Source organism: Variovorax sp. H27-G14, assembly GCF_046156345.1.
Classification (GTDB): Bacteria; Pseudomonadota; Gammaproteobacteria; order Burkholderiales; family Burkholderiaceae_C; genus Variovorax.
Window position 1 is genome coordinate 66,150 of sequence record NZ_JAYLVN010000007.1, and the last position, 21,049, is coordinate 87,198.

17 protein-coding genes are annotated in these 21,049 nt (G+C 68.3%); 9 read left to right on the top strand and 8 right to left on the bottom strand.

Features of this window, described 5'->3' with window-relative positions; all coding sequences use genetic code 11:
- Positions 1-14: 14 nt before the first annotated feature.
- The 4 genes from VLK31_RS18295 to VLK31_RS18310 all read right to left on the bottom strand — a co-directional run bounded on the left by VLK31_RS18295 (position 15) and on the right by VLK31_RS18310 (position 2,990).
- Positions 15-1,112 carry a sensor histidine kinase gene (locus VLK31_RS18295; RefSeq protein WP_409169851.1) on the bottom strand — a complete coding sequence of 366 codons (1,098 nt, stop codon included), beginning with the start codon at positions 1,110-1,112 and terminating at the stop codon, positions 15-17.
- Complete coding sequence (locus VLK31_RS18300) at positions 1,109-1,444, bottom strand: 2TM domain-containing protein (RefSeq protein ID WP_409169852.1); 336 nt, start codon at positions 1,442-1,444, stop codon at positions 1,109-1,111. Before VLK31_RS18300 ends, VLK31_RS18295 begins: the two co-directional genes overlap by 4 nt.
- A complete protein-coding gene (locus VLK31_RS18305; protein WP_409169853.1) occupies positions 1,441-2,391 on the bottom strand; it encodes a sterol desaturase family protein in 951 nt (316 codons plus the stop codon). Before VLK31_RS18305 ends, VLK31_RS18300 begins: the two co-directional genes overlap by 4 nt.
- 77 nt (positions 2,392-2,468) lie before the next feature.
- Complete coding sequence (locus tag VLK31_RS18310) at positions 2,469-2,990, bottom strand: DUF6622 family protein (RefSeq protein ID WP_409169854.1); 522 nt, start codon at positions 2,988-2,990, stop codon at positions 2,469-2,471.
- 315 nt (positions 2,991-3,305) lie between these two features.
- On the opposite strand from VLK31_RS18310, the gene VLK31_RS18315 reads away from it, so the two are divergent.
- From VLK31_RS18315 to VLK31_RS18330, 4 genes are all read left to right on the top strand, one after another.
- On the top strand, positions 3,306-4,826 hold the full coding sequence (locus tag VLK31_RS18315) for an efflux RND transporter periplasmic adaptor subunit (RefSeq protein WP_409169855.1): 1,521 nt from the start codon (positions 3,306-3,308) through the stop codon (positions 4,824-4,826).
- A 43-nt stretch (positions 4,827-4,869) separates the two neighbouring features.
- Complete coding sequence (locus tag VLK31_RS18320; RefSeq protein WP_409169856.1) at positions 4,870-7,986, top strand: efflux RND transporter permease subunit; 3,117 nt, start codon at positions 4,870-4,872, stop codon at positions 7,984-7,986.
- Positions 7,987-8,059: 73 nt separating this feature from the next.
- The gene (locus VLK31_RS18325) at positions 8,060-11,323 is read left to right on the top strand and encodes an efflux RND transporter permease subunit (protein WP_409169857.1); all 3,264 of its coding nucleotides are present in this window, start codon (positions 8,060-8,062) and stop codon (positions 11,321-11,323) included.
- A gap of 13 nt (positions 11,324-11,336) precedes the next feature.
- On the top strand, positions 11,337-12,815 hold the full coding sequence (locus VLK31_RS18330; RefSeq protein ID WP_409169858.1) for an efflux transporter outer membrane subunit: 1,479 nt from the start codon (positions 11,337-11,339) through the stop codon (positions 12,813-12,815).
- Between the two features lie 104 nt (positions 12,816-12,919).
- On the opposite strand, the gene VLK31_RS18335 is transcribed toward VLK31_RS18330, so the two are convergent.
- Positions 12,920-13,285, bottom strand: a complete 366-nt coding sequence (locus VLK31_RS18335; protein ID WP_409169859.1) for an SPW repeat protein — start codon at positions 13,283-13,285, stop codon at positions 12,920-12,922.
- 267 nt (positions 13,286-13,552) lie between these two features.
- Between VLK31_RS18335 and VLK31_RS18340 the strand changes: the two genes are divergently transcribed.
- Positions 13,553-14,281, top strand: coding sequence for a GntR family transcriptional regulator (locus VLK31_RS18340; protein WP_409169860.1), 729 nt, complete (start codon positions 13,553-13,555; stop codon positions 14,279-14,281).
- A 12-nt stretch (positions 14,282-14,293) separates the two neighbouring features.
- Here the strand turns inward: VLK31_RS18340 and VLK31_RS18345 are convergent, their stop codons facing one another.
- On the bottom strand, positions 14,294-15,166 hold the full coding sequence (locus VLK31_RS18345) for a MurR/RpiR family transcriptional regulator (protein WP_409169861.1): 873 nt from the start codon (positions 15,164-15,166) through the stop codon (positions 14,294-14,296).
- A 128-nt stretch (positions 15,167-15,294) separates the two neighbouring features.
- Between VLK31_RS18345 and VLK31_RS18350 the strand changes: the two genes are divergently transcribed.
- Genes VLK31_RS18350 through VLK31_RS18360 form a run of 3 tightly spaced genes read left to right on the top strand, consistent with a single transcriptional unit; the run spans position 15,295 to position 18,268 of the window.
- Entirely contained in the window at positions 15,295-16,629 is a 1,335-nt protein-coding gene (locus VLK31_RS18350; protein WP_409169862.1) for an aspartate aminotransferase family protein, read from the top strand.
- Between the two features lie 57 nt (positions 16,630-16,686).
- On the top strand, positions 16,687-17,598 hold the full coding sequence (locus tag VLK31_RS18355; protein ID WP_409169863.1) for an amino acid ABC transporter substrate-binding protein: 912 nt from the start codon (positions 16,687-16,689) through the stop codon (positions 17,596-17,598).
- A 16-nt stretch (positions 17,599-17,614) separates the two neighbouring features.
- Positions 17,615-18,268 carry an aspartate/glutamate racemase family protein gene (locus VLK31_RS18360; RefSeq protein WP_409169864.1) on the top strand — a complete coding sequence of 218 codons (654 nt, stop codon included), beginning with the start codon at positions 17,615-17,617 and terminating at the stop codon, positions 18,266-18,268.
- On the opposite strand, the gene VLK31_RS18365 is transcribed toward VLK31_RS18360, so the two are convergent.
- A complete protein-coding gene (locus VLK31_RS18365; protein ID WP_409169865.1) occupies positions 18,260-19,159 on the bottom strand; it encodes a hypothetical protein in 900 nt (299 codons plus the stop codon). The two genes, VLK31_RS18360 and VLK31_RS18365, sit on opposite strands and share 9 nt — an antisense overlap.
- A 156-nt stretch (positions 19,160-19,315) precedes the next feature.
- On the opposite strand from VLK31_RS18365, the gene VLK31_RS18370 reads away from it, so the two are divergent.
- A complete protein-coding gene (locus VLK31_RS18370) occupies positions 19,316-20,143 on the top strand; it encodes an undecaprenyl-diphosphate phosphatase (protein ID WP_409169866.1) in 828 nt (275 codons plus the stop codon).
- A gap of 24 nt (positions 20,144-20,167) precedes the next feature.
- On the opposite strand, the gene VLK31_RS18375 is transcribed toward VLK31_RS18370, so the two are convergent.
- Entirely contained in the window at positions 20,168-20,989 is an 822-nt protein-coding gene (locus VLK31_RS18375) for an IclR family transcriptional regulator (RefSeq protein ID WP_409169867.1), read from the bottom strand.
- Positions 20,990-21,049 lie beyond the last annotated feature (60 nt).

Sequence of the window (21,049 nt, forward strand, 5' to 3'; positions counted from 1 at the left end):
GCGTTTCAGGCGTTTCAGGCCGGCAGCGGAAAGCTCAGCGTGGCGCAGGTGCCGCCGCCGGGCGCGGGCGCCAGGCTCATGCGGCCGCGCTCGCCGTACACCGTGGCCAGCCGCTCGCGCACCTGCGCTACGCCAAAGCCGCTGCTGTCTTGCGTGGAGGAAGGCGTGGACGACGGTACGGCCGTGGCCGCATCGAGCCCGACCCCGGTGTCGCTCACTTCGATCACCAGCCGGCTGGCGTCGCGGTGTGCGCGCACCACGATGCGGCCGCCTTCCACCTGCGGCTCCAGCCCGTGGCGGATGCTGTTTTCCACCAGTGGCTGCAGCAGCAGCGGCGGCACGGGCGTGTCGCGCAGGTCCTCAGGCAGTTCCAGCGTGTAGTGCAGCCGGTCGCCCATGCGCACCGACATCAGCGCCAGGTAGTCGCCCAGCCGGTCGAACTCGGTGGAGAGCGGATGCGACAGCGCGCGCGAGCCGCTGAGCGTGGCGCGCAAATAGCTGTTGAGCCGGTCGAGCATGGCCACGGCGCGGGGCGGGTCGATGGTGATCAGCACGCGCAGGTTGGCCAGCGTGTTGAACAGCATGTGCGGCTCCAGCTGCGTTTCGAGCAGCTTCAGCCGCGCCTCGGTGGCGTCGCGCTGGGCCAGGTCGATCTGGCTTTGCAGGTGCTTGCTCTTGCCAAGGCTGTAGAAGAAAAAGCACATGCCGATGGTGGTGGCGACGGTAATGACGACGCCGGTGGCCAGCTTGTGCCCGCTCAGGTCCATGAAGTCGAAGGCGGGTGCGCCGGTCCAGGCGTCGCCGATGAGGTTGCCACCCAGAAAGCCGATGGTCACTCCGATGGCCACCAGCACGTATCCCCAGCCGCCGTGCGGCCAGCGAATGTCGCGGTGTCCGGTGAGCAGGAGCCGGCTGGTGTCGATGAACAGCCAGCTGATGATGCCGATCGACAGCGAATAGACCAGGTGCGCCGCCCAGCCGCCGCCGTCGGTGATGGTGAGCGCGATGGCAATCAGGCAGCAGAACACGGCGGTGATCAGGCCATGGCGCAGCATGTCCCGCACGTTCTCGGACCCGAAGCGCGGTTGGCTTGCTGCCTGGCCCACGCTCATCCTCGGTTCCCGCTGTTCCCTGCCCCCAGCGCGCGGCGCTCGCGCTCCACCAGGCGGTTGTAGAACCCGCCGCCCGGTGCCACGACCCAGACCGCCGCGCCGTGCGCCAGCAGGCCCAGGCCCCAGCCCATGAGCGGGTAGATCGCCCAGGTGTGGCCGCTCGCGGCCGAGAGCCCGACCAGCCCGAGGTTGACCAGCACATAGAAGAAGGCGTGGGTGTACCAGCCCATCTTGGCCCCGGCGCGGCGGCGGGCGAGGCGTTCGACTTCGGAGGGTGAGCGGCCCGAGGTGGGCGCGGGGTTGGCGGTAGCGGTGGGGGTGGGGGTGTTCATGACAACTCCTTGTTGTACTGCACGGGAATGAAATCGGGCGCGAGTGTTTGCGGCGTGGCGGACAGCGCCGCGCGCTGGCGCAGTTCCTCGGTGGTGTCGCCGGGCCCATCGGGCTTCCAGCCCGGCGGCTTGACGAGGTAGCCCACAAAAGCGCGCACCGAGCGGGCCGAGGCCAGGTCGCGCAACAGCGCGCGCCAATGCGTGAACTCGATCTCCAGCAGGTTGTACGAGGTGATGGGGTTCACCAGGCCGTAGCGGCAGGGCAGGTCGGCGCGCTCGGGAATGTAGGTGCCGAAGAGGCGGTCGAACACGGTGAGCACGCCGCCGTAGTTGCCGTCCAGGTACGCCAGGTTGGAGGCATGGTGCACGCGGTGGGCCGACGGGGTGTTCAGCACCCATTCGAGCGGGCCGAGGCGCGGAATCCAGGCGGCGTGAATCCAGAACTGGTACAGCAGGTTGAGCGTGAACATCAGCAGCACCACCCGCGGCGGCAAGCCCAGCAGCGGCGCCAGCATGAAGAAGGCCAGCGTGCCGGTAAGGCGCCCGGTCCAGCCGAAGCGGTAGGCGGCCGACAGGTTCAGCTGGTTCGGCGAATGGTGGATGGCATGCGTGCACCAGAACCACCGCACCCGGTGGGCCGCGCGGTGGTACCAGTAGTAGCAGAACTCCTGGCCGATGAAGCAGGCGACCCAGCCGCTCCAGTGGTTCATGGGCACGGTGAACAGGCGGTGGGCGTAGAACCAGTCCATGGCGCCGGTCCAGAACGCCAGCGGCAGCAGCCAGCGCAACGGGTACTCGCGCACCAGAAAGTCGACCACCGAGATGCCGGACGCCTTCCAGTCGTAGCTGCGCCAGCCGTTGCGCCACGACAGCACCAGGGCCTCCGCGATGGAAGCGACCAGCACCACCGTCACGGCGATCTTGAGGACCAGAAAGAGCACGTTCATGGCGGTGGTTCCTGAAAGGAGGGCAGGAAGGCGGTGGCCCGGAATCTTAGGCTGCGCTGGCGCGGGCCGTCACATGTTCAGGCTGCGCTGGCGCCGGCCGTCATGGCGTCCGTGCGGATGGCCAGCTTCCACAGTCGCACCGCGCGGGCCGCGAACACACCGCTGAACGCGCCGTACAGCACCGGCACCACGAGGCCGAAAGCGGCCTGCTGGCGCAGCTCGGGGTGCATCGCCAGGCCGGCGCCCACCACGTACTTGGTCAGAAAGATGCCCATCATCAGCATCAGGGGCACCGGGCTGCCGGCCACGTGGAACTGGCGTTGCGCGGCGTCGTAGCGCGTGGTGGCGGGCAGGGGGCGCTGCAGCACCAGCGCCAGCATCACCACCGCGGCGGCGGCCCAGCCGAGCAGGGCACCGAAGGAATCGCCAAAGACCGAGACCACGCCATAGACCGACAGCGCACCCATGGCAACCGGCATGAGCGTGACGCGGCCCAGGCTCACCTTGTTGGTGAGCAGCTGCTTGGAGCCGAGCCACAGCAGCAGGAAGAACACGGCGAACACCCACTTGGGCGTGTGAAGGATGATTTGCATCAGCATGATGGCGCTCCGTTGAAGGAAGGGGAAACTTGAAAAAGGGCGGGACGGGAATCGATGGAGCGGACTGTGCCGATGCCTGCTCGCACCCGCCACCGCCGTGCGACGGAATGCGAGCCGGCGGCGCGAGTTGCCTCCAGGCGGCGCGAATTGCGGGTGAACATAGAAGGCGCAGACGCCCGTTTGACGCCACATGTGACAGCTTTACCGTCGCTTTACGGCACAGCAAACAGCGCGACTACCATTCCGCGCTGTACTACCCTCGCTCGCATCTCCGTACCCTACGCAGCCTCTCTGCATCTTTCGCACGCACCGCCCATGGAACAAGAAAAACAACCCGAACCCCTGCCCGCCAACGTGTCCGCCACACACCCACCGGTGCGCAGGCGTCGTTGGGTGGGGGCGCTGCTGACCCTGTTGCTGCTCGCGGCGCTGGGCGGCGGGGCCTGGTACCTGATCCAGAGGTCGAAGACGCCCGCGGCCGGGCCGGGCGCCGGGCCCGGGGGCGGACCCCGCCAGGGTGGGCCTGGCGGACCCGGTGGCCCAGGCGGCCCCGGTGGGCGCGGCGGCGGCGCGGCGTCCAGCACGGTCGGCATCGCCACGGCCAAACAGGCCGACATTCCGGTGCAGCTGGAGGCGCTGGGCACGGTCACCCCGGTGGCCAACGTGATCGTTCAGCCGCAGGTGTCGGGCGTGCTGACCGGTGTACTGTTTCAGGAAGGGCAGATGGTCAAGAAGGGCGACGTGCTCGCCACCATCGACCCCCAGCCGTTCCAGAACGTGCTGGCGCAGGCCACCGGCGCACGCCAACGCGACGAGGCCCAACTGGCCGCCGCGCGCGTCACGCTGCAGCGCTACCAGACCCTGCTTGGGCAGGACTCCATTGCCCGGCAGGACGTGGACACCCAGGCCGCGCTGGTCAAGCAGCTCGAAGGCACCGTGGCCATCGACCGCGCCACTGAAAACACCGCCAAGCTCAACCTGACCTGGAGCCGCATCACGGCCCCGGTGAGCGGGCGCATCGGCCTGCGCCCGGTGGACGCGGGCAACTACATCTCCACCGGCACCACCAACGGCGTGGCCACCATCACGCAGATTGCGCCCATCGACGTGGAGTTCGCCATTCCGCAAGACCGCGTGCCCGAGGTGCAGGAGCGTTTGGGCCAGGGCGCCAAGCTCGACGCCACCGCCTTCGACCGCACGCGCACCCGCCGGCTGGCCAACGGCACCTTTGCCACGCTGGACAACCTGGTCGACACCGCCACCGGCACCGTGAAGGCCAAGGCCCGGTTCACCAACGCCGACAACGCGCTGTTCCCCAACCAGTTCGTCAACCTGCGGCTGTTGCTGCGCACGGTGAGCAGCGCGGTGGTGATTCCGGTGACGGCGCTGCGCCACGGCCCCAACGGCGACTACGTGTATGTGCTGAACGACGACAGCACGGTGTCGCAGCGCACGGTAACGCGCGGTGAGTCGAGCGTGGACAACGTGGCCGTCATGTCGGGCCTGAAGGCCGGCGAGCAGGTGGTCACCGAAGGCGGCGACCGGCTGAAGGACGGCGCGCGCGTGCAGACCGCGGTCGACCGGCCGGCGGTGCCGGCATCCGGCGCGGCATCGGGTGCACGGCGCGGCAACCGGGGCGAGCGCAGCGGGGAGCGCGGCAGCGGGCGACGCGAAGGTGGCGCCGGTGGTGCCGGTGCCGGCGGTGGCGGCGGCGGTGCCCGCAGCGCACCGCCCGCCGATTCGCCCACGTCGCCGCCGGCCACGTCCACGCCGCCGGCCGCGCCCAACGTGACGCCGGGCAGCCCGCCCGCCGCCCCGGGCGGCGCGATCCGCTGACACCGTTCCAACACCGCCCCGACATCGCCCCACATCGCCCCCGATGAGTCCCTCACGCCCGTTCATTCTTCGACCGGTAGCGACCTCGCTGCTGATGGTCGCCATCGTGCTGGCCGGCCTGGTGGCGTTTCGCTTCCTGCCGCTGTCGGCCCTGCCGCAGGTCGACTACCCGACCATCCAGGTGCAAACGCTCTACCCCGGGGGCAGCCCCGAGGTCATGAGCAACACCGTCACCGCGCCGCTGGAACGACAGTTCGGCCAGATGTCGGGGCTCGACCGCATGAGCTCGACCAGCGCCGCGGGCGTGTCGATCATCACGCTGCAGTTCTCGCTGGGCCAGACGCTGGACGTGGCCGAACAAGAGGTGCAGGCCGCCATCAACGCCGGCGGCTCGCTGCTGCCGGCCGACCTGCCGGCGCCGCCCGTGTACGCCAAGGTCAACCCAGCCGACGCGCCGGTGCTCACGCTGGCCATCACGTCGGACACGCTGCCGCTCACCGAGGTGCAGAACCTGGTGAACACCCGGCTCGCGCAGAAGATCAGCCAGGTGTCGGGCGTGGGGCTGGTGTCGCTCAGCGGCGGGCAGCGCCCGGCCGTGCGCATCCAGGCCAACACGCAGGCGCTGGCGGCCAACGGCATCGGGCTGGACACGCTGCGCACTGCCATCAGCGCGGCCAACTCCAACGGCGCCAAGGGCAGCTTCGACGGCCCCAAGCGCGCCTACACCATCAACTCGAACGACCAGCTGCTCACGGTGGAGGACTACAAGAACCTCATCGTCACCTACAAGAACGGCGCGCCGATCCGCATGGTCAACGTGGCGCAGGTGGTCAACAGCGCCGAGAACACGCAGCTGGGCGCCTGGGCCGGCAACAAGGCCGACGGCAACACCAAGCTGTCGCCCGCCATCATCATGAACGTGCAGCGCCAGCCCGGCGCCAACGTGATCGCCACGGTCGACGCCATCAAGAAGCAGCTGCCCGAGCTGCAGACCGGCCTGCCCGCCGGGCTGAAGATCGAGGTGCTCAGCGACCGCACGGCGGGTATCCGCTCGTCGGTGGAGCATGTCGAAATGGAGCTGGTGCTGGCCGTGCTGCTGGTGGTGCTGGTGATCTTCGCGTTTCTGGGCAGCCTGCGCGCCACGGTCATCGCCAGCATTGCGGTGCCCATTTCGCTCATCGGCACCTTCGGGCTCATGTACCTGCTGGGCTACAGCCTGAACAACCTGAGCCTGATGGCGCTCACCATTGCCACCGGCTTCGTGGTGGACGACGCCATCGTGATGATCGAGAACATCGCGCGCTACATCGAGGAGGGCGAAAAGCCGCTGCAGGCCGCCTTCAAGGGCGCCACGCAAATCGGCTTCACCATCATCTCGCTGACCGTGTCGCTCATTGCGGTGCTGATTCCGCTGCTGTTCATGGGCGACGTGGTGGGGCGGCTGTTTCGGGAGTTCGCGGTCACGCTGGCCATCACCATCCTGATCTCGGCCGTGGTGTCGCTCACGCTGGTGCCGATGATGTCGGCACGCTGGCTCAGGCACGAGCCCAAGAAAGATCCCGCCGGCAACGGCCTGGGCGCGCGCGCGCAGCGCTTCTTCGACGGCGTGATGGTGCGCTACGACCGCTCGCTGCACTGGGTCATTGCGCACCAGCCGCTCACGCTGCTGGTGGCGCTGCTCACCATGGTGCTGACGGTGGTGCTGTACCTCACCATTCCCAAGGGGCTGTTCCCCACGCAGGACACCGGCCAGCTGCAAGGCCGCGTGCAGGCCGCGCAGGACGTGTCTTTCGAGCGCATGGCGCAACTGCAGCTGCAGGCCGCGCAGGCGGTGCTGGAAGACCCCGATGTGGAGAACCTCAGCTCCTTCGTGGGCGTGGACGCGGCCAACAACACCATGCTGCACACCGGCAGCATGCTCATCAACCTGAAGAAGGGCCACGACAACCAGCAGACCGTGATGGACCGCCTGCGCGAGCGCGTGCACCAGGTGGCGGGCGTCACGCTGTACCTGCAGCCCACGCAAGACCTGACCATCGACGCCGAGACCGGCCCCACCGAATACCGCGTGTCGCTGGAAGGCGTGGACAGCGCGGCCATCACCGAGTGGATGAAGAAGCTGGTGGCCAAGCTGCAGGATTCGGCCAAGGTGCGCAACGTGAGCAGCGACGCCGGCGCGCAAGGGCTGGCGGCCTTCGTGAACGTGAACCGCGACACGGCCGCGCGCCTGTCGATCACCGCGAGCACGGTGGACGACGCGCTGTACAGCGCTTTCGGCCAGCGCATCGTGTCGACCATCTTCACCGAGACCAACCAGTACCGCGTGATTCTCGAAGCGCAGCCCGGCATGGTGAACACGCCGCAGACGCTGGGGCAGCTGAACCTCATCGCGGGTTCCGGCACGGCCACGCCGCTGTCGGCCATTGCCGAAATTTCGGAGCAGCAGGCGCCGCTGCAGATCACGCACGTGGCGCAGTACCCGGCCAGCACGCTGAATTTCGACACGGCGCCCGGCGTGTCGCTGGGGTCGTCGGTGGATGCCATTCGCGCGGCCGCCAAGGAAATCGGCCTGCCCAGCAATGTGACGATGACCTTCCTGGGTGCTTCAGGCGCTTATGAAAAGTCGCTGTCCAACCAGCTGTGGCTGATTCTGGCGGCGGTGGTGTGCGTGTACATCGTGCTGGGCGTGCTGTACGAAAGCTACGTGCATCCGCTGACCATTCTGTCGACGCTGCCGTCGGCCGGTGTCGGCGCCTTGCTGGCGCTGATGATCACGGGCAACGACCTGGGGGTGATCGGCATCATCGGCATCATCTTGCTGATCGGCATCGTGAAGAAGAACGCGATCATGATGATCGACTTTGCGATCGACGCGGAGCGCAACCAGGGCAAGTCGGCGCGCGAAGCCATTCACCAGGCCGCGTTGCTGCGGTTCCGGCCCATCCTGATGACCACGCTGGCGGCCCTGTTCGCCGCCGTGCCGCTGATGCTGAGCTTTGGTGACGGCGCGGAGCTGCGCCGTCCGCTGGGCCTGGCGATCTTCGGCGGGCTGATCGTCAGCCAGATGCTCACGCTGTTCACCACGCCCGTGATCTACCTGGCGTTCGACCGGCTGGGCGGCGGCAGCGCGCGGCGCGTGGTCGAGGAGGAAGCGGTTTGACGCGGCACGACCCCCGGCGTTCGAGCGGCCGGCCCACGGTGCACGTAGCGGCCCCGGCGCATGGAGCGCGGCCATGAACTTGTCGCTTCCCTTCGTCAAGCGCCCCATCGGCACGGTGCTGCTGACCGTCGGCATTGCGCTGGCCGGCATTGCCGCCTTCTTCGTGCTGCCGGTGTCGCCGCTGCCTCAGGTCGACTACCCGGTGATTTCGGTGCGCGCGTCCATTCCCGGCGCCAGCCCCGAGACGATGGCCACCAGCGTGGCCACGCCGCTGGAGCGGCACCTGGGCACCATTGCCGGCGTGAACGAAATGACGTCCACCAGCTCGGTGGGGTCGGCGCGTGTCACGCTGCAGTTCGACCTGAGCCGCAACATCGACGGCGCCGCGCGCGAGGTGCAGGCCGCCATCAACGCCAGCCGCGTCGACCTGCCCGCCACGCTGCGCAGCAACCCGACCTACCGCAAGGCCAACCCGGCGGCGTCGCCGGTGATCATTCTGGCGCTCACGTCCAAGACCAAGACGCCGGGGCAGATCTACGACGCGGTGTCCAACATCGTGAGCCAGCGGCTGTCGCAGGTCGACGGCGTAGGCGACGTGGAAATTGGCGGCGGCTCCTTGCCGGCGGTGCGCATCGAGCTGCTGCCTTTTGCGCTCAACCGCTACGGCATCAGTACCGACGACGTGCGCGCTGCCATTCAGGCGTCCAACGCCAACCGGCCCAAGGGCACGGTGCAGGGCGACGGGCGCAAGCTGCAGATCTACACGCAAACGCCCGCGCTGCGCGCCAGCGACTACGCCTCGATGGTCATCGCGTGGCGCAACGGCGCGGCGGTGCGGCTGCAGGACGTGGCCGAGGTGCTCGACGGCGTGGAAGACACGCGCACGCTGGGCCTGTTCAACGGCGAGCCGGCCATCATCGTGCTCATCACGCGGCAGCCCTCGGCCAACATCATCGAAACGGTGGACAGCGTGCGCGCGCTGCTGCCCGAGCTGCAGGCGCAGCTGCCGCCCGACGTCACGCTGCAGGTGGCCTCGGACAGCACCAACTCCATTCGCGGCTCGCTGCGCGAGGTGGAGTTCACGCTGGTCATCTCGGTGATTCTGGTGGTGCTGGTGGTCAGCCTGTTCTTGCGCAGCGTGCGCGCGACCATCGTGCCGGCCGTGGCCACGGTGGTGGCGCTGCTGGGCACCTTCGGGGTGATGTACCTGCTGGGCTTCAGCCTGAACAACCTGAGCCTGATGGCGCTCACGGTGGCCACCGGCTTTGTGGTGGACGACGCCATCGTGGTGCTGGAGAACACCAGCCGGCACATCGAGTCGGGCATGACGCGCATGAAGGCGGCGCTGCTCGGCGCCAAGGAGGTGGGCTTCACCGTGCTGTCGATCAGCGTGTCGCTGGTGGCGGTGTTCATTCCGCTGCTGTTCATGGGCGGCCAGGTGGGCCGGCTGTTCCGCGAGTTCGCGATCACGCTGTCGGCGGCGGTGCTGATCTCGCTCGTCATCTCGCTGACCACCACGCCCATGATGTGCGCCTGGCTGCTCAAGCCGGGCGGCGAGCACGACAAGAGCAAGCCGCAGGGGCGGCTGGCCCGCATGGCCGCGCGCAGCTACGACTGGGTGCTCAAGCGCTACGAGACCAGCCTGGACTGGGCGCTCGACAGCAAGGGGCTGGTCATGCTGATCCTGGTGGCGGTGGTGGGGCTGAACGTGTATCTGTTCACCGCAGTGCCCAAGGGCTTCTTTCCGCAGCAGGACAGCGGGCAGCTCAACGGCGGCCTGCGCGCCGACCAGAGCATCTCTTCGCAGGCGCTGGCCGAAAAGCTGCGCCAGGTGGTCGACATCATCCGCAAGGACCCGGCCGTGGACACGGTGGTGGGCTTCACCGGCGCGGGCCGGGCCGGCGGCGGCTTCATGTTCGTCAACCTGAAGCCGGCCAACCAGCGCACCGAAAGCGGCCTGGCCGTCATTGCGCGGCTGCGCCCGCAACTGGCCGAGGTGACCGGGCTGCGCGTGTTTCTGGGCACCGTGCAGGACGTGCGCTCCGGCGGGCGCGCGAGCAACTCGACCTACCAGTACACCCTGAAGAGCGACAGCCTGGCCGACCTGCGCACCTGGGCGCTGAAGCTGTCCGACGAGCTCAAGCAGCAGCCGGTGCTGACCGACGTGGACACCGACCAGGACGAGAACGGCGTGGAAACCGTGGCCAAGGTCGACCCCGACAGCGCACGGCGGCTGGGCCTCACGTCCACCTCCATCGACAACGCGCTGTACAACGCCTTCGGCCAGCGCCAGGTGGCCACCATCTACACCGAGCTCAACCAGTACCACGTGGTGATGGAGTGGGCGCCGCGCTACACGCGCAGCCCCAACGCGCTGAAAGACATCTACGTGCCGGCCACCAAGACATCGGTGGTGGCGGGGCAGACGGTGACCACGCAAGTGGCGGCGGCCACGGCCAACACCGGCACGGGCAGCGCGTCTGGCACGGCCGCCAGCGCGGCGGTGCCCGTGTCGGCCAACCCGGCGCTGCGCAATGCATCGTCTGGCAACGTGCTGAGCAACACGGCCACCAGCCTGGTGCCGCTGTCGGCGGTGGCCAAGTTCGAGGAGCAGTCGGTGGCCACCTCGGTGAGCCATGAAGACGGCGAGCTGGCCACCACCATCTCGTTCAACCTCGCCGAAGGCGCCAACCTGGGCGATGCGCGCGAGGCCATTGCCAAGGCCGAGGCCAACATCGCCATGCCCACCAACGTGCGCGGCGCCTTCGCGGGCACGGCGGCCAGCGCGCAGCAGTCGCAGGGCCAGCAGGCCATGTTGATTCTGGCGGCGCTGGTGGTGATCTACATCGTGCTGGGCATCCTGTACGAAAGCCTGGTGCACCCGATCACCGTGCTGTCGACGCTGCCGTCAGCCGGTGTGGGCGCGGTGCTGGCGCTGCTGATGTTCCGCATGGAGTTTTCGATCATTGCGCTCATCGGCGTGTTTCTGCTGATCGGCATCGTGAAGAAGAACGCCATCCTGATCATCGACTTTGCGCTGGAGGCCGAGCGCTCGCGCGGCCTCACGCCGCTGGAGGCGGTGCGCGAGGCCTGCCTGCTGCGCTTTCGCCCGATCCTGATGACCACGCTGGCCGCGGCGCTGGGTGCGCTGCCGCTGGCCATCGGCTTCGGTGAAGGCGCCGAGCTGCGCCGCCCGCTGGGCGTGGCCATCATCGGCGGGCTGATCGCGAGCCAGCTGCTCACGCTGCTGACCACGCCCGTCGTCTACCTGCTGATGGACAAGCTGCGCCGCCGCGGCAAGAACGAACACGAACTGAGCCGTGCCACGCCCGCCTGAGAACCACATTGCCATGAACGCACTGCTTTCCGCTTCACGTTTTTCGCTCAGCGCACTCGCGCTGGCCGCGGCCCTCACGGGTTGCGCGGTCGGCCCGCGCTACGAGCAACCCGCCACCGCCTTGCCCTCCAACTGGAAGGAGCTGCAAACCGCCGAAGGCTGGCTGCCCGCCGCGCCGGCCGACGCGCTGGACCGCGGGGAATGGTGGAAGCTGTTCGGCGACGCCACGCTCGACGACCTGGCCGGGCGCGTGCAGGTGTCGAACCAGAACATTGCCGCCGCGGTGGCCAACTACTCGCAGGCCCAGGCGCTGGTGCGCGGCGAGCGCGCGGCGCTGTTCCCCTCGGTGTCGTTGGACGGCAGCGGCAAGCGCACCGGCACGGTGGGCGGCAACGCCGCGGCCAGCCCGTCGAATGCCTTCGGCGCCTCGCTCGGCGCCAGCTGGACGCCCGACGTGTGGGGCCGCCTGCGCGAAGCTGTGAGCAGCGCGCAGGCCAATGCGCAGGCCAGCGAGGCCGACCTGGCCGCCGCGCGCCTGTCGGCCATAGGCGACCTGGCCATCAACTATTTCTCGCTGCGCGAGGCCGACGCCGAAATGGTGCTGCTGGACGAAACCATCGAGGGCTACCAGCGCGCCTTCGAAATCACGAGCAACCGATACGCCGCCGGCATTGCCGCGCAGACCGACGTGCTGCAGGCGCAAACCCAGCTGGTCAACGCCAAGGCCGACCGCGTCGGCCTGCAGCGCAGCCGCGCCACCTACGAGCACGCCATTGCCACGCTGCTGGGCGTGGCGCCGGCCGACTTCAGCCTGCCGGTGGCCAAGTGGACGCCCAGCGTGCCGGGCGTGCCGACCGGCGTGCCTTCGACCCTGCTGCAGCGCCGGCCCGACATTGCCGCGGCGGAGCGCACGGTGGCCGCGGCCAATGCGCAGATCGGCATTGCGCGCGCGGCGTACTTTCCCAACATCAACCTCACCGCCTCGGTGGGCAGCAACGCGAGCCGCGTGAAGGACCTGTTCAGCTCGGGCACCTCGCTGTGGTCGCTGGGCTTCTCGGTGGCGCAGGTGGTGTTCGACGCGGGGGCCATTGCGGCCAACGTGGACTCGGCCAAGTCGGGCTACGAATCGAGCGTGGCGCGCTACCGCCAGACCGTGCTCACCGCCTTCCAGGCGGTGGAAGACCAGCTCACCGCCAGCGCCACGCTCGCGCAGCAGGAAGGCCTGCGCCGCGAGGCATCGGCGGCGGCGGACAAGACCGAGCAGCAACTGCTGAACCGCTATCGCGCGGGGCAGGTGGGCTACACCGACGTGGTCACGGCACAGGCTGCGGCGCTGAGCGCGCGGCGCACGCTGGTGCAGTTGCAGGTCAACCGCCAGACCACCGCCATCGCGCTGGTGCAGGCGATGGGCGGTGGCTGGCAGGCGGGGTGGATGGGCAGCAGTGCCGGCGCGCAGCCGGCGGACCAGGCCACCACGCCCCGCGCGCAGTGAACGGCTGATCTGGCGGAGGGCCCCACGGGGCCTCTCCTTTCGGTTCGCCAGCGGGCGCCGAGCGCCGCCTGCGCGAACCTTGTGCTGTCACGGCGCGCCGATGGTCAATGCGCCGGACGGTCGATGGTGTGGCCCAGGTAGTCCTTGTCGGTCACCAGCACCCACAGCGCGAGCACCAGAATGACCGCGGCCACCAGCACCGCGTTCACCAGCGCCGCCTCCATGCCGCGGAAGCCGACCACCCACGGCGACACCGCGAGCCAGGCCGCCAGCGCGACCTCGGTCCATTCTTCCCACTGTCGGGGCACGAAGGTCGCGCCCAGTGCCACGGCCCCCAGCAGGATGCCGGTCGCCACCATGGTCCACATGGCGCTCGTCATGTCCGAAAAGCCCAGTACCCAAGGCGAGACGATCAGCCAGGCGCCGGCGACGGCGTTGACGGGGTCTTGCCAGTGCTTCACTTGCTTCATGGTCATTGCTCCTGTCGCAACACGGCGCTGCGACCCACGTTCGACTGTCTCGGCCAAACAAGAGTTGCAGCGCGGAACAAGGGAATACCCGGGGTAAAAAAGCGGTCGAAAAGTTAACAAGAATTGACGCAAATTAATAATTTGTAGGTAATTCCAAAAAAAACCTGCGCGGCATCAAGTTTTACCGAAACCGGGGATAGGAATGATCGATACGGGGCCGTACCATCCGCCCGGCTCATTCCGGGCCCTCTCCAGTTTCCGACCCCGATGACCCCCTCAGACCCTTCCCGGACACGCGCGTTGTCCGTGGCCGAAACGCTGCGCAACAAGATCTTCGACGGCGTGTTCGCGCCCGGTGCCCATTTGATGGAGATCACGCTCGCCAACGAACTCGGCGTGTCGCGCACGCCCGTGCGCGGCGCCATGGCGCGCCTGGCCGACGAGGGGCTGCTGGTGTACGTGCCCAACAAGGGTTTTCAGGTGCGCCGCTTCAATGCAAAGGACGTGTTCGACGCCTTCAGCGTGCGCGCCAACCTGGAAGGCATGGGCTGCCGCCTGATCGTGGAGCGCGGGCTGGACAACGAGGTGCACAGCCAGCTGGCGACCATGCTGGGCGAGCAGGGCAAGCTGCTGCAGCACAAGGAGTGGACGGCGGCGCGGGCGCTGCGCTGGCACGACCTGAACCGCACGTTTCATCTGAAGCTGCTGTCGATGGCCGACAACCGGTGGTTGATGGAAGCGGTGCACCGGGCGTGCCAGTTGCCGATCATCTTCGACAGCCACCTGCGCCCGCACAACCGCGAAGAGTCGACCCTGCTGCACCGCCGCGAGCAGGCGATGCACGCGCTGGACGAACACAGCCGCATCGTCGATGCACTGGGCCAGCGCAACGCCACCGAGGCCGAGACCGCCATGCGCGAGCACATCGTCGGCAACCGCGACATGCTGGTGCACCACCTGCGCCGCCAGGCTCGCCAGGCGCGTGAAACGGCCTGAGCTTTCTTTCTCTTAGCCGCCGCGCGCCGGCGGCGACGCCAGGTAAGCGCCTGATTCGAACAGTTGCGCCTCCGCCTGGTCGATGCGCTTGACCACCGGCTTGCCCGCGCGGCTGGCCAGCAGCTCGACCAGCGCCTCCGACAGCGCCACGCCCGCCGCCACCGAGGGAAAGAACGACGGGCTGTGGATGGTGAACAGCAGCGTTTCGTCCGCCATCAACGACAGCGGCGAAGCCACGCTGTCGGTGATGGCGACGATGCGGCAACCGGCCGCCTTGGCCGCCTGCGTCACCTGCAGGGCTTCGCGCGAGTAGGGCGCAAAGCTGGCCACCACCAGCGCGTCGCCCTTGGCGAAGGCGCGTTGCTGCATCTCCAGCGAGCCGCCCTGGCCGTCGACCAGGTGCACGCTGCTGCGAAAGATGCGGTAGACGTACACGAAAGAAAACGCGATCGGAAAGCAGGCCCGGAACCCCGCCGCGTGCACCACCGGCGCTTTCTCGATGAGCGCGCAGGCCTTCTGCAGCGCCTGCTCGCTCTGTCGGTGCGTGGCCTCCAGATTGCGCCGCTGCACCTCGAACATTTCACTGGTCAGGCTCTGGTCCTTGGCACGGCCGACCAGCTGCTTGGCGCGCCCGCCGTAGGTTTCGCTGCCCGGGCCCAGACCCATGTCCGCGGCAAAGGCTTCCTTGAGCTGCGGCCAGCCGTCGAACCCCAGGTGCTGCGCAAAACGCACGAGCGTGGCGGGCGTGCTCTGGGAGCGCGTGCCCACGTTGCGCATGGAGCCGGTCACCACCTCGTTCGGGTGGTCGAGCACATGGCGCGCCACCTGCTGCAGGGCGGGGCTCAGCTCGTTGAAACGCTGTCGGATCTGGTCTCTGGCGCCCATGGCGGTGTCTCTCTTTGGCTGCTCTGTTGGAACAAATGTACCGGACGGGTTTGCGTGAAACAGTTGACGGAACAAATGTTCCAAACAATAATTCACTCGAAACGTTGGTTCCAAACAGCAGACACCCCATGACGCACGTCTTTCACCGCCACCTTCGCCAGACCCCGCCGGTTGCCGCCGGCTCGCACGGCATGTTCATCCGCGACGCCGAAGGCCGCGAGTACCTCGACGCCTCGGGTGGCGCCGCGGTGTCTTCGCTGGGCCATGCGCACCCCGAGGTGCTGGCCGCCATGCATGCGCAGCTCGACACGCTGGCCTACGCGCACACCAGCTTCTTCACCAGCGAGGTGGCCGAGCAGCTGGCCGACGAGCTGATCGGTGGCGCGCCCGAAGGCATGAGCCACGTCTACCTGGTGAGCGGCGGCTCCGAGGCGGTGGAGTCGGCGCTGAAGATGGCGCGCCAGTACTTCGTGGAAATCGGCCAGCCCCAGCGCACGCACTTCATTGCGCGCCGACAGAGCTACCACGGCAACACGCTGGGCGCGCTGGCGGTGGGCGGCAATGCGTGGCGTCGCGAGCCCTTCGCGCCAATTCTGGTGCCGGCCACGCATGTGTCGCCGTGCTACGCCTACCGTGAGCAGCGCGACGACGAAAGCGCCGAGCAGTACGGCGCGCGGCTGGCGGCCGAGCTGGAAGCGGCCATCCTCGCGCAGGGCGCCGACCGCGTGATCGCCTTCGTGGCCGAAACGGTGGGCGGTGCCACGGCCGGTGTGCTCACGCCGGTGCCGGGCTACTTCAAGGCGGTGCGCGCGGTGTGCGACAGGTACGGCGTGCTGCTGATCCTGGACGAGGTGATGTGCGGCATGGGCCGTACCGGCACGCTGCACGCCTGCGAGCAGGAGGGCGTGGTGCCCGACCTGATCACCATCGCCAAGGGCCTGGGCGGCGGCTACCAGCCGGTGGGCGCGGTGCTGGCACAGCGGCGCATCGTGGAGGCCATGTCGCAGGGCAGCGGCTTCTTCCAGCACGGCCACACCTACCTCGGCCACCCGATGGCCTGCGCCGCCGCGCTGGCGGTGCAGCAGGTGATTCGGCGCGACGGGCTGGTGGCCAAGGTGCGCGACGACGGCATTGCCTTTGGCGCGATGCTGCGCGACGCGCTGGGCGCGCATCCGCATGTGGGCGACATCCGTGGCCGTGGCTTTTTCTGGGGCGTGGAGCTGGTGGCCGAACGCGCCGGCAAGACGCCGTTCGACCCGGCCCTGAAGGTCAACGCCACCGTCAAGAAAGACGCCATGGCGCGCGGCCTGCTGTGCTACCCCTTCGGCGGCACGGTCGACGGCCGCCTGGGCGACCACGTGCTGCTGGCGCCGCCCTTCATCGCAACCCGCGCCCATCTGCAATTGATTGCAGAGCGGCTGGCCGAATCGATCGGCGCGGTCACGCGTGCCGCCGCGCGCTGAGCGCAGTTTTTCTCTCTCTCGTTTCTTCCCTTCCACCGTCCTTTGCAGGAGCGTTCCATGCCCAAGCCACGTCCGTCGTTTTCGTCTCTTGCCGCCGCGCTCGCGGTGGCCTTCGCGGTGCTGCTGCCGCACGCCGCGCTGGCGCAGGACAGCGACACGCTCGCCAAGATCAAGGCCAGCGGCGCCATCACCTTCGGCTACCGCGAGTCGTCGTTCGGCTTCTCTTACCTGGATGCAAACCTCAAGCCGATCGGCTACAGCATCGAGATCTGCAACCGCATCGTGGAGGCGGTGAAGAGCGAGCTGAAGCTGCCGGCCATCGACATCAAGTACCAGGCCGTGACCTCCGCCAACCGCATTCCGCTGGTGCAGAACGGCACGGTCGACATCGAGTGCGGCTCCACCACCAACCTGGTCGACCGGCAGAAGCAGGTGGCGTTTTCGCCGGACATCTTTCGCTACAACGTGCGCATGCTGGTGAAGGCCGATTCGGGCATCAAGACCATTGCCGACCTGCAGGGCAAGACGGTGGCCACCACCACCGGCACCACCTCGTTCCGCCTGCTGCGCGAGGCCGACCGCGGCCGCAGCCTGGACGTGACCAACCTTGCCGGCAAGGACCACAGCGACTCGTTCCTGCTGGTGGAAAGCGGCCGTGCCCAGGCCTTTGTGCTGGACGACATTCTGCTGGCCGGGCAGCTTGCGAACGCGCGCAACCCGAAGGACTTTGTCATTACCGGCGAGAGCCTGCGCACCGAGAACCAGTCGCTCATGTTCCGTAAGGACGACCCGGCCTTCAAGGCACTGGTCGACCGCGTGGTGTCGGGCATGATGAAGTCGGGCGAGATGGAAAAGCTCTATGCCAAATGGTTCATGTCGCCGATTCCGCCCAAGGGCATCAACATCAACTACCCGCTGAATGCCGAGACGAAGGACGCTTTTGCCAACCCTTCTTCCAAGGGCATCTGAAAACCGTTCGACACCCATGACCCGCATTGCCCTGATTCACGCGCTCTCGCATTCCGTGGCGCCCATCAACGACGCCTTTGCGCGCGACTGGCCCGAGGCGGTGCGCATGAACCTGCTCGACGACAGCCTCTCGGCCGACCTGGCGCGCGGCGGCAGGGGGCTCGACGACGCCATGCACGAGCGCTTTCAGCGGCTGGCGCAGTACGCGGTGGACACGGGCGCGCAGGGCATTCTGTTCACCTGCTCGGCCTTCGGGCCGTGCATCGAGGCGGTGGCGCGCCGGCATGCGGGCATGGCGGTGCTCAAGCCCAACGAGGCCATGGTCGAAGAGGTGGGGCAAGGGCAGGGCCGGCTCGGCCTCATCGCCACTTTTGCGCCCACGCTGGCGTCGATGCCGCCGGAATTCGCCGCGGGCACCGACCTGCACACCGCGTTGGCCGAAGGCGCGCTGGATGCGCTGAACGCCGGCGACACGCAGCGCCACGATGCGCTCATTGCCGCGCAGGCCGTGGCCCTGCGCGAGCGTGGCTGCACGCGCATTGCGCTGGCGCAGTTCAGCATGGCGCGGGCACGCGCCGCATGCGAGGCCGCCAGCGGCCTGCCGGTGCTGACCACGGTCGACAGCGCGGTGCGCGCATTGCGCCGCCGCACCGGCCCGGCCTCAGCGTGAGCGCGTGTTCTCGATCACGGCGAACAGCGCGGTGATCGCGATCTGCGCCGCGTCGCTGCGCCCCAGGTGGCGCGTGAGCCCGGTCTCGCGGTCGGTGGCCTGCAGCCCCTGCGAGAGGCGGCGGTAGATGTCGGCCGACGGCATGGTGGCCGAGCTGCCCAGCGCGTCGCAGTAGGTGTCGGCCAGCACGGCGGTGAGCTGTTCGTTCTGCGCGCTCGACAGCTTCATGCCGTCGCCCGGGAACATCGCGGCGATGCAGTGCATCAGGTAGGCCTGCGTTTCCAGCGAAAACGACTGCTGGCGCACATAGCACTCCACCGCCGCCCAGAACAGCGGCTCGGAGGTGCGGCGCCAGCTCTCCAGCACCTTGCGCGCCTTGGCGACCAGGTCGGCATGCGTGTCGCCCGGCTCGCTGGGCCGCAGTGCCAGGCCCTGCAGCGTGAGCGCCACGTCGGGGCCGCAGGCGCCGAGGATGAAACTCCAGAACTTCCAGCGCGCGTACCACTTCTTGTCGTGCGCCGGGTCCAGCGGCTCGAGCAGCCAGAAGTCGATGCTCTGCACCGCGTCGCTGCGCTGGTCGGCCGTGCGGCCATCACCAAGGCCACTCACGTCGCCCAGGTCGAGCCGCGGCATGCCCGACTGCATGCGGTCCGCCGCAATGTGGCCCTGCGCCACGATGCCCGCGCTGGTGCCCGAGCGGTCGATGTCCAGCAAGCGCTGCATCAGCTGGCACAGCTCGTTGGCCGACGCGCCGGTGGCAAGGGTGACGCGGCGCATCGATTCGCACTGCTCGCGCGCAATGTCGTGCACGTTCTTGCGCCGGTCTTCGCCGTGATCGACGGCGGTCGAGACATGCTCTTCGAGCCCGTTGCGGGGAATGAACGTCTGCATGAGGTGAGGCTCCTGCGGGCCTGGGCGCCCGTCCATTTGTGACTATGTGTCAACAGCCTGCATCCGAACATCACCTGAACTAGGTATCTTGAGCCTCACCTGAACCCGACCTGACCAGTGCCCTCGTGATAATTGCGGCTCTTTCAAGGAGTACGCGTGGACATCGTTTTGCTGGTCAAGGCCGCCATCATGGGCATCGTGGAGGGGCTGACCGAATTTCTCCCCATCTCGTCGACAGGGCATCTGATTCTGGCGGGCTCATTGCTCGGCGGTTTCGCGGACGACCGGGGCAAGGTCTTCGAAATTGCCATCCAGACCGGCGCGATCTTCGCGGTGATCCTGGTCTATTGGCAGAAGATCCGCTCCACCGTGGTGGCGCTGCCGCGCCAGCCCAAGGCACAGCGCCTGGCGCTGAACATCTTCATCGGCTTTCTGCCGGCGGTGGTGCTGGGCCTGCTGTTCGGCAAGGTCATCAAGGCGCACCTGTTCATTCCGACCGTGGTGGCCAGCACTTTCATCATCGGTGGCTTCATCATCCTGTGGGCCGAAAAACGCCCGCCCGGCTCGGTGCGCGTGGAGCACGTGGACGACATGACCCCCTGGGACGCCCTGAAGGTGGGCCTGGTGCAGTGCTTTGCCATGATTCCGGGCACCAGCCGCAGCGGCTCGACCATCATCGGCGGCATGCTGCTGGGCCTGTCGCGCCAGGCGGCGACCGACTTCTCGTTCTTCCTGGCCATTCCCACGCTGATTGGCGCGGGCGTGTACAGCGTCTACAAGGAGCGCGCGGCGCTGTCGATGGCCGACCTGCCGCTGTTCGGCGTGGGGCTGGTGTTTTCGTTCATCAGCGCCTGGCTGTGCGTGCGCTGGCTGCTGCGCTACATCAGCAGCCACAGCTTCGTGCCGTTCGCCTGGTACCGCATTGCCTTCGGCATCGTGGTGCTGGCCACCGCGTGGAGCGGCGTGGTGGTCTGGGCGGACTGATTCCGCCGCCGGGTTGAAAGACCCTCAGGCCGTGGCGCCCAACAGGGCGCTGGCGGCCCGGGCCTCCCGCCGCACGGCCACGGCGATGGGCCCGTCGACGGCGGGGTCGAAGCCTCCCGTGGCGCCCAGCGCGGTAATGACCGCGCTCACGCGGCCCGCGTAGTCGTACACCGGGGCCGCCACTGCGCTGATGCCACGCAGGTAGGTGTCCTTCACGCTGGCGCAGCCGGCTTGCCGCACCTCGCGGCGCAATGCACCGATCGGGTCTTTCGCGTCGAGCTGCGCGCGCAGCTCGGGCGGGGCCTCGCCCAGCTCCTGCTCGGCCAGCGCCAGCACGCGCGATTCGTCGAGCAGCCCCAGGAAGGCCCGGCCCGTGGCCGACCACAGCATCGACATCACCGAGCCCACGCGCACGTTCACCGTCACCGGCAGCCCCGGCTCCTCGAAACGCACGATGGTCGGGCCCTTGTTGCCCATCACCGCGACAAAAGACGTCACCTCCAGCGACTCGCGCAAGCGAATCAGGCAGGGCTCGGCCGCGCGGATCGGGTCGGCCTGGCGCATGGCGGCCAAGCCGATCTGAATGGCCTCGGTGCCCAGGTAGTAGTGCTGCGAGGCGGGGTCCTGCAGCACCAGGCCGCCCTCCATCAGGCTGGCGAGGTAGCGGTGCACCTTGGCCGGGCTCTCGCTGACGTGGGCCGACAGCGCGGTGAGGCTGCTGCGCCCGCCCAGGTGCGCTAGCCCCTTGAGCACGGCCATGCCGGTTTCGGCGGCCTGCACGCGCTGGCGGCGCTCACGCACGGGGATCAGGGTGGGGGTGGGGGCGGATTCCGGCGATGAGGTCATGTCGGCTTGATGTTAGGCGGTCGACCGCTCCGGGCTGGCTGTCTGAAGCAGCCGGGTAAA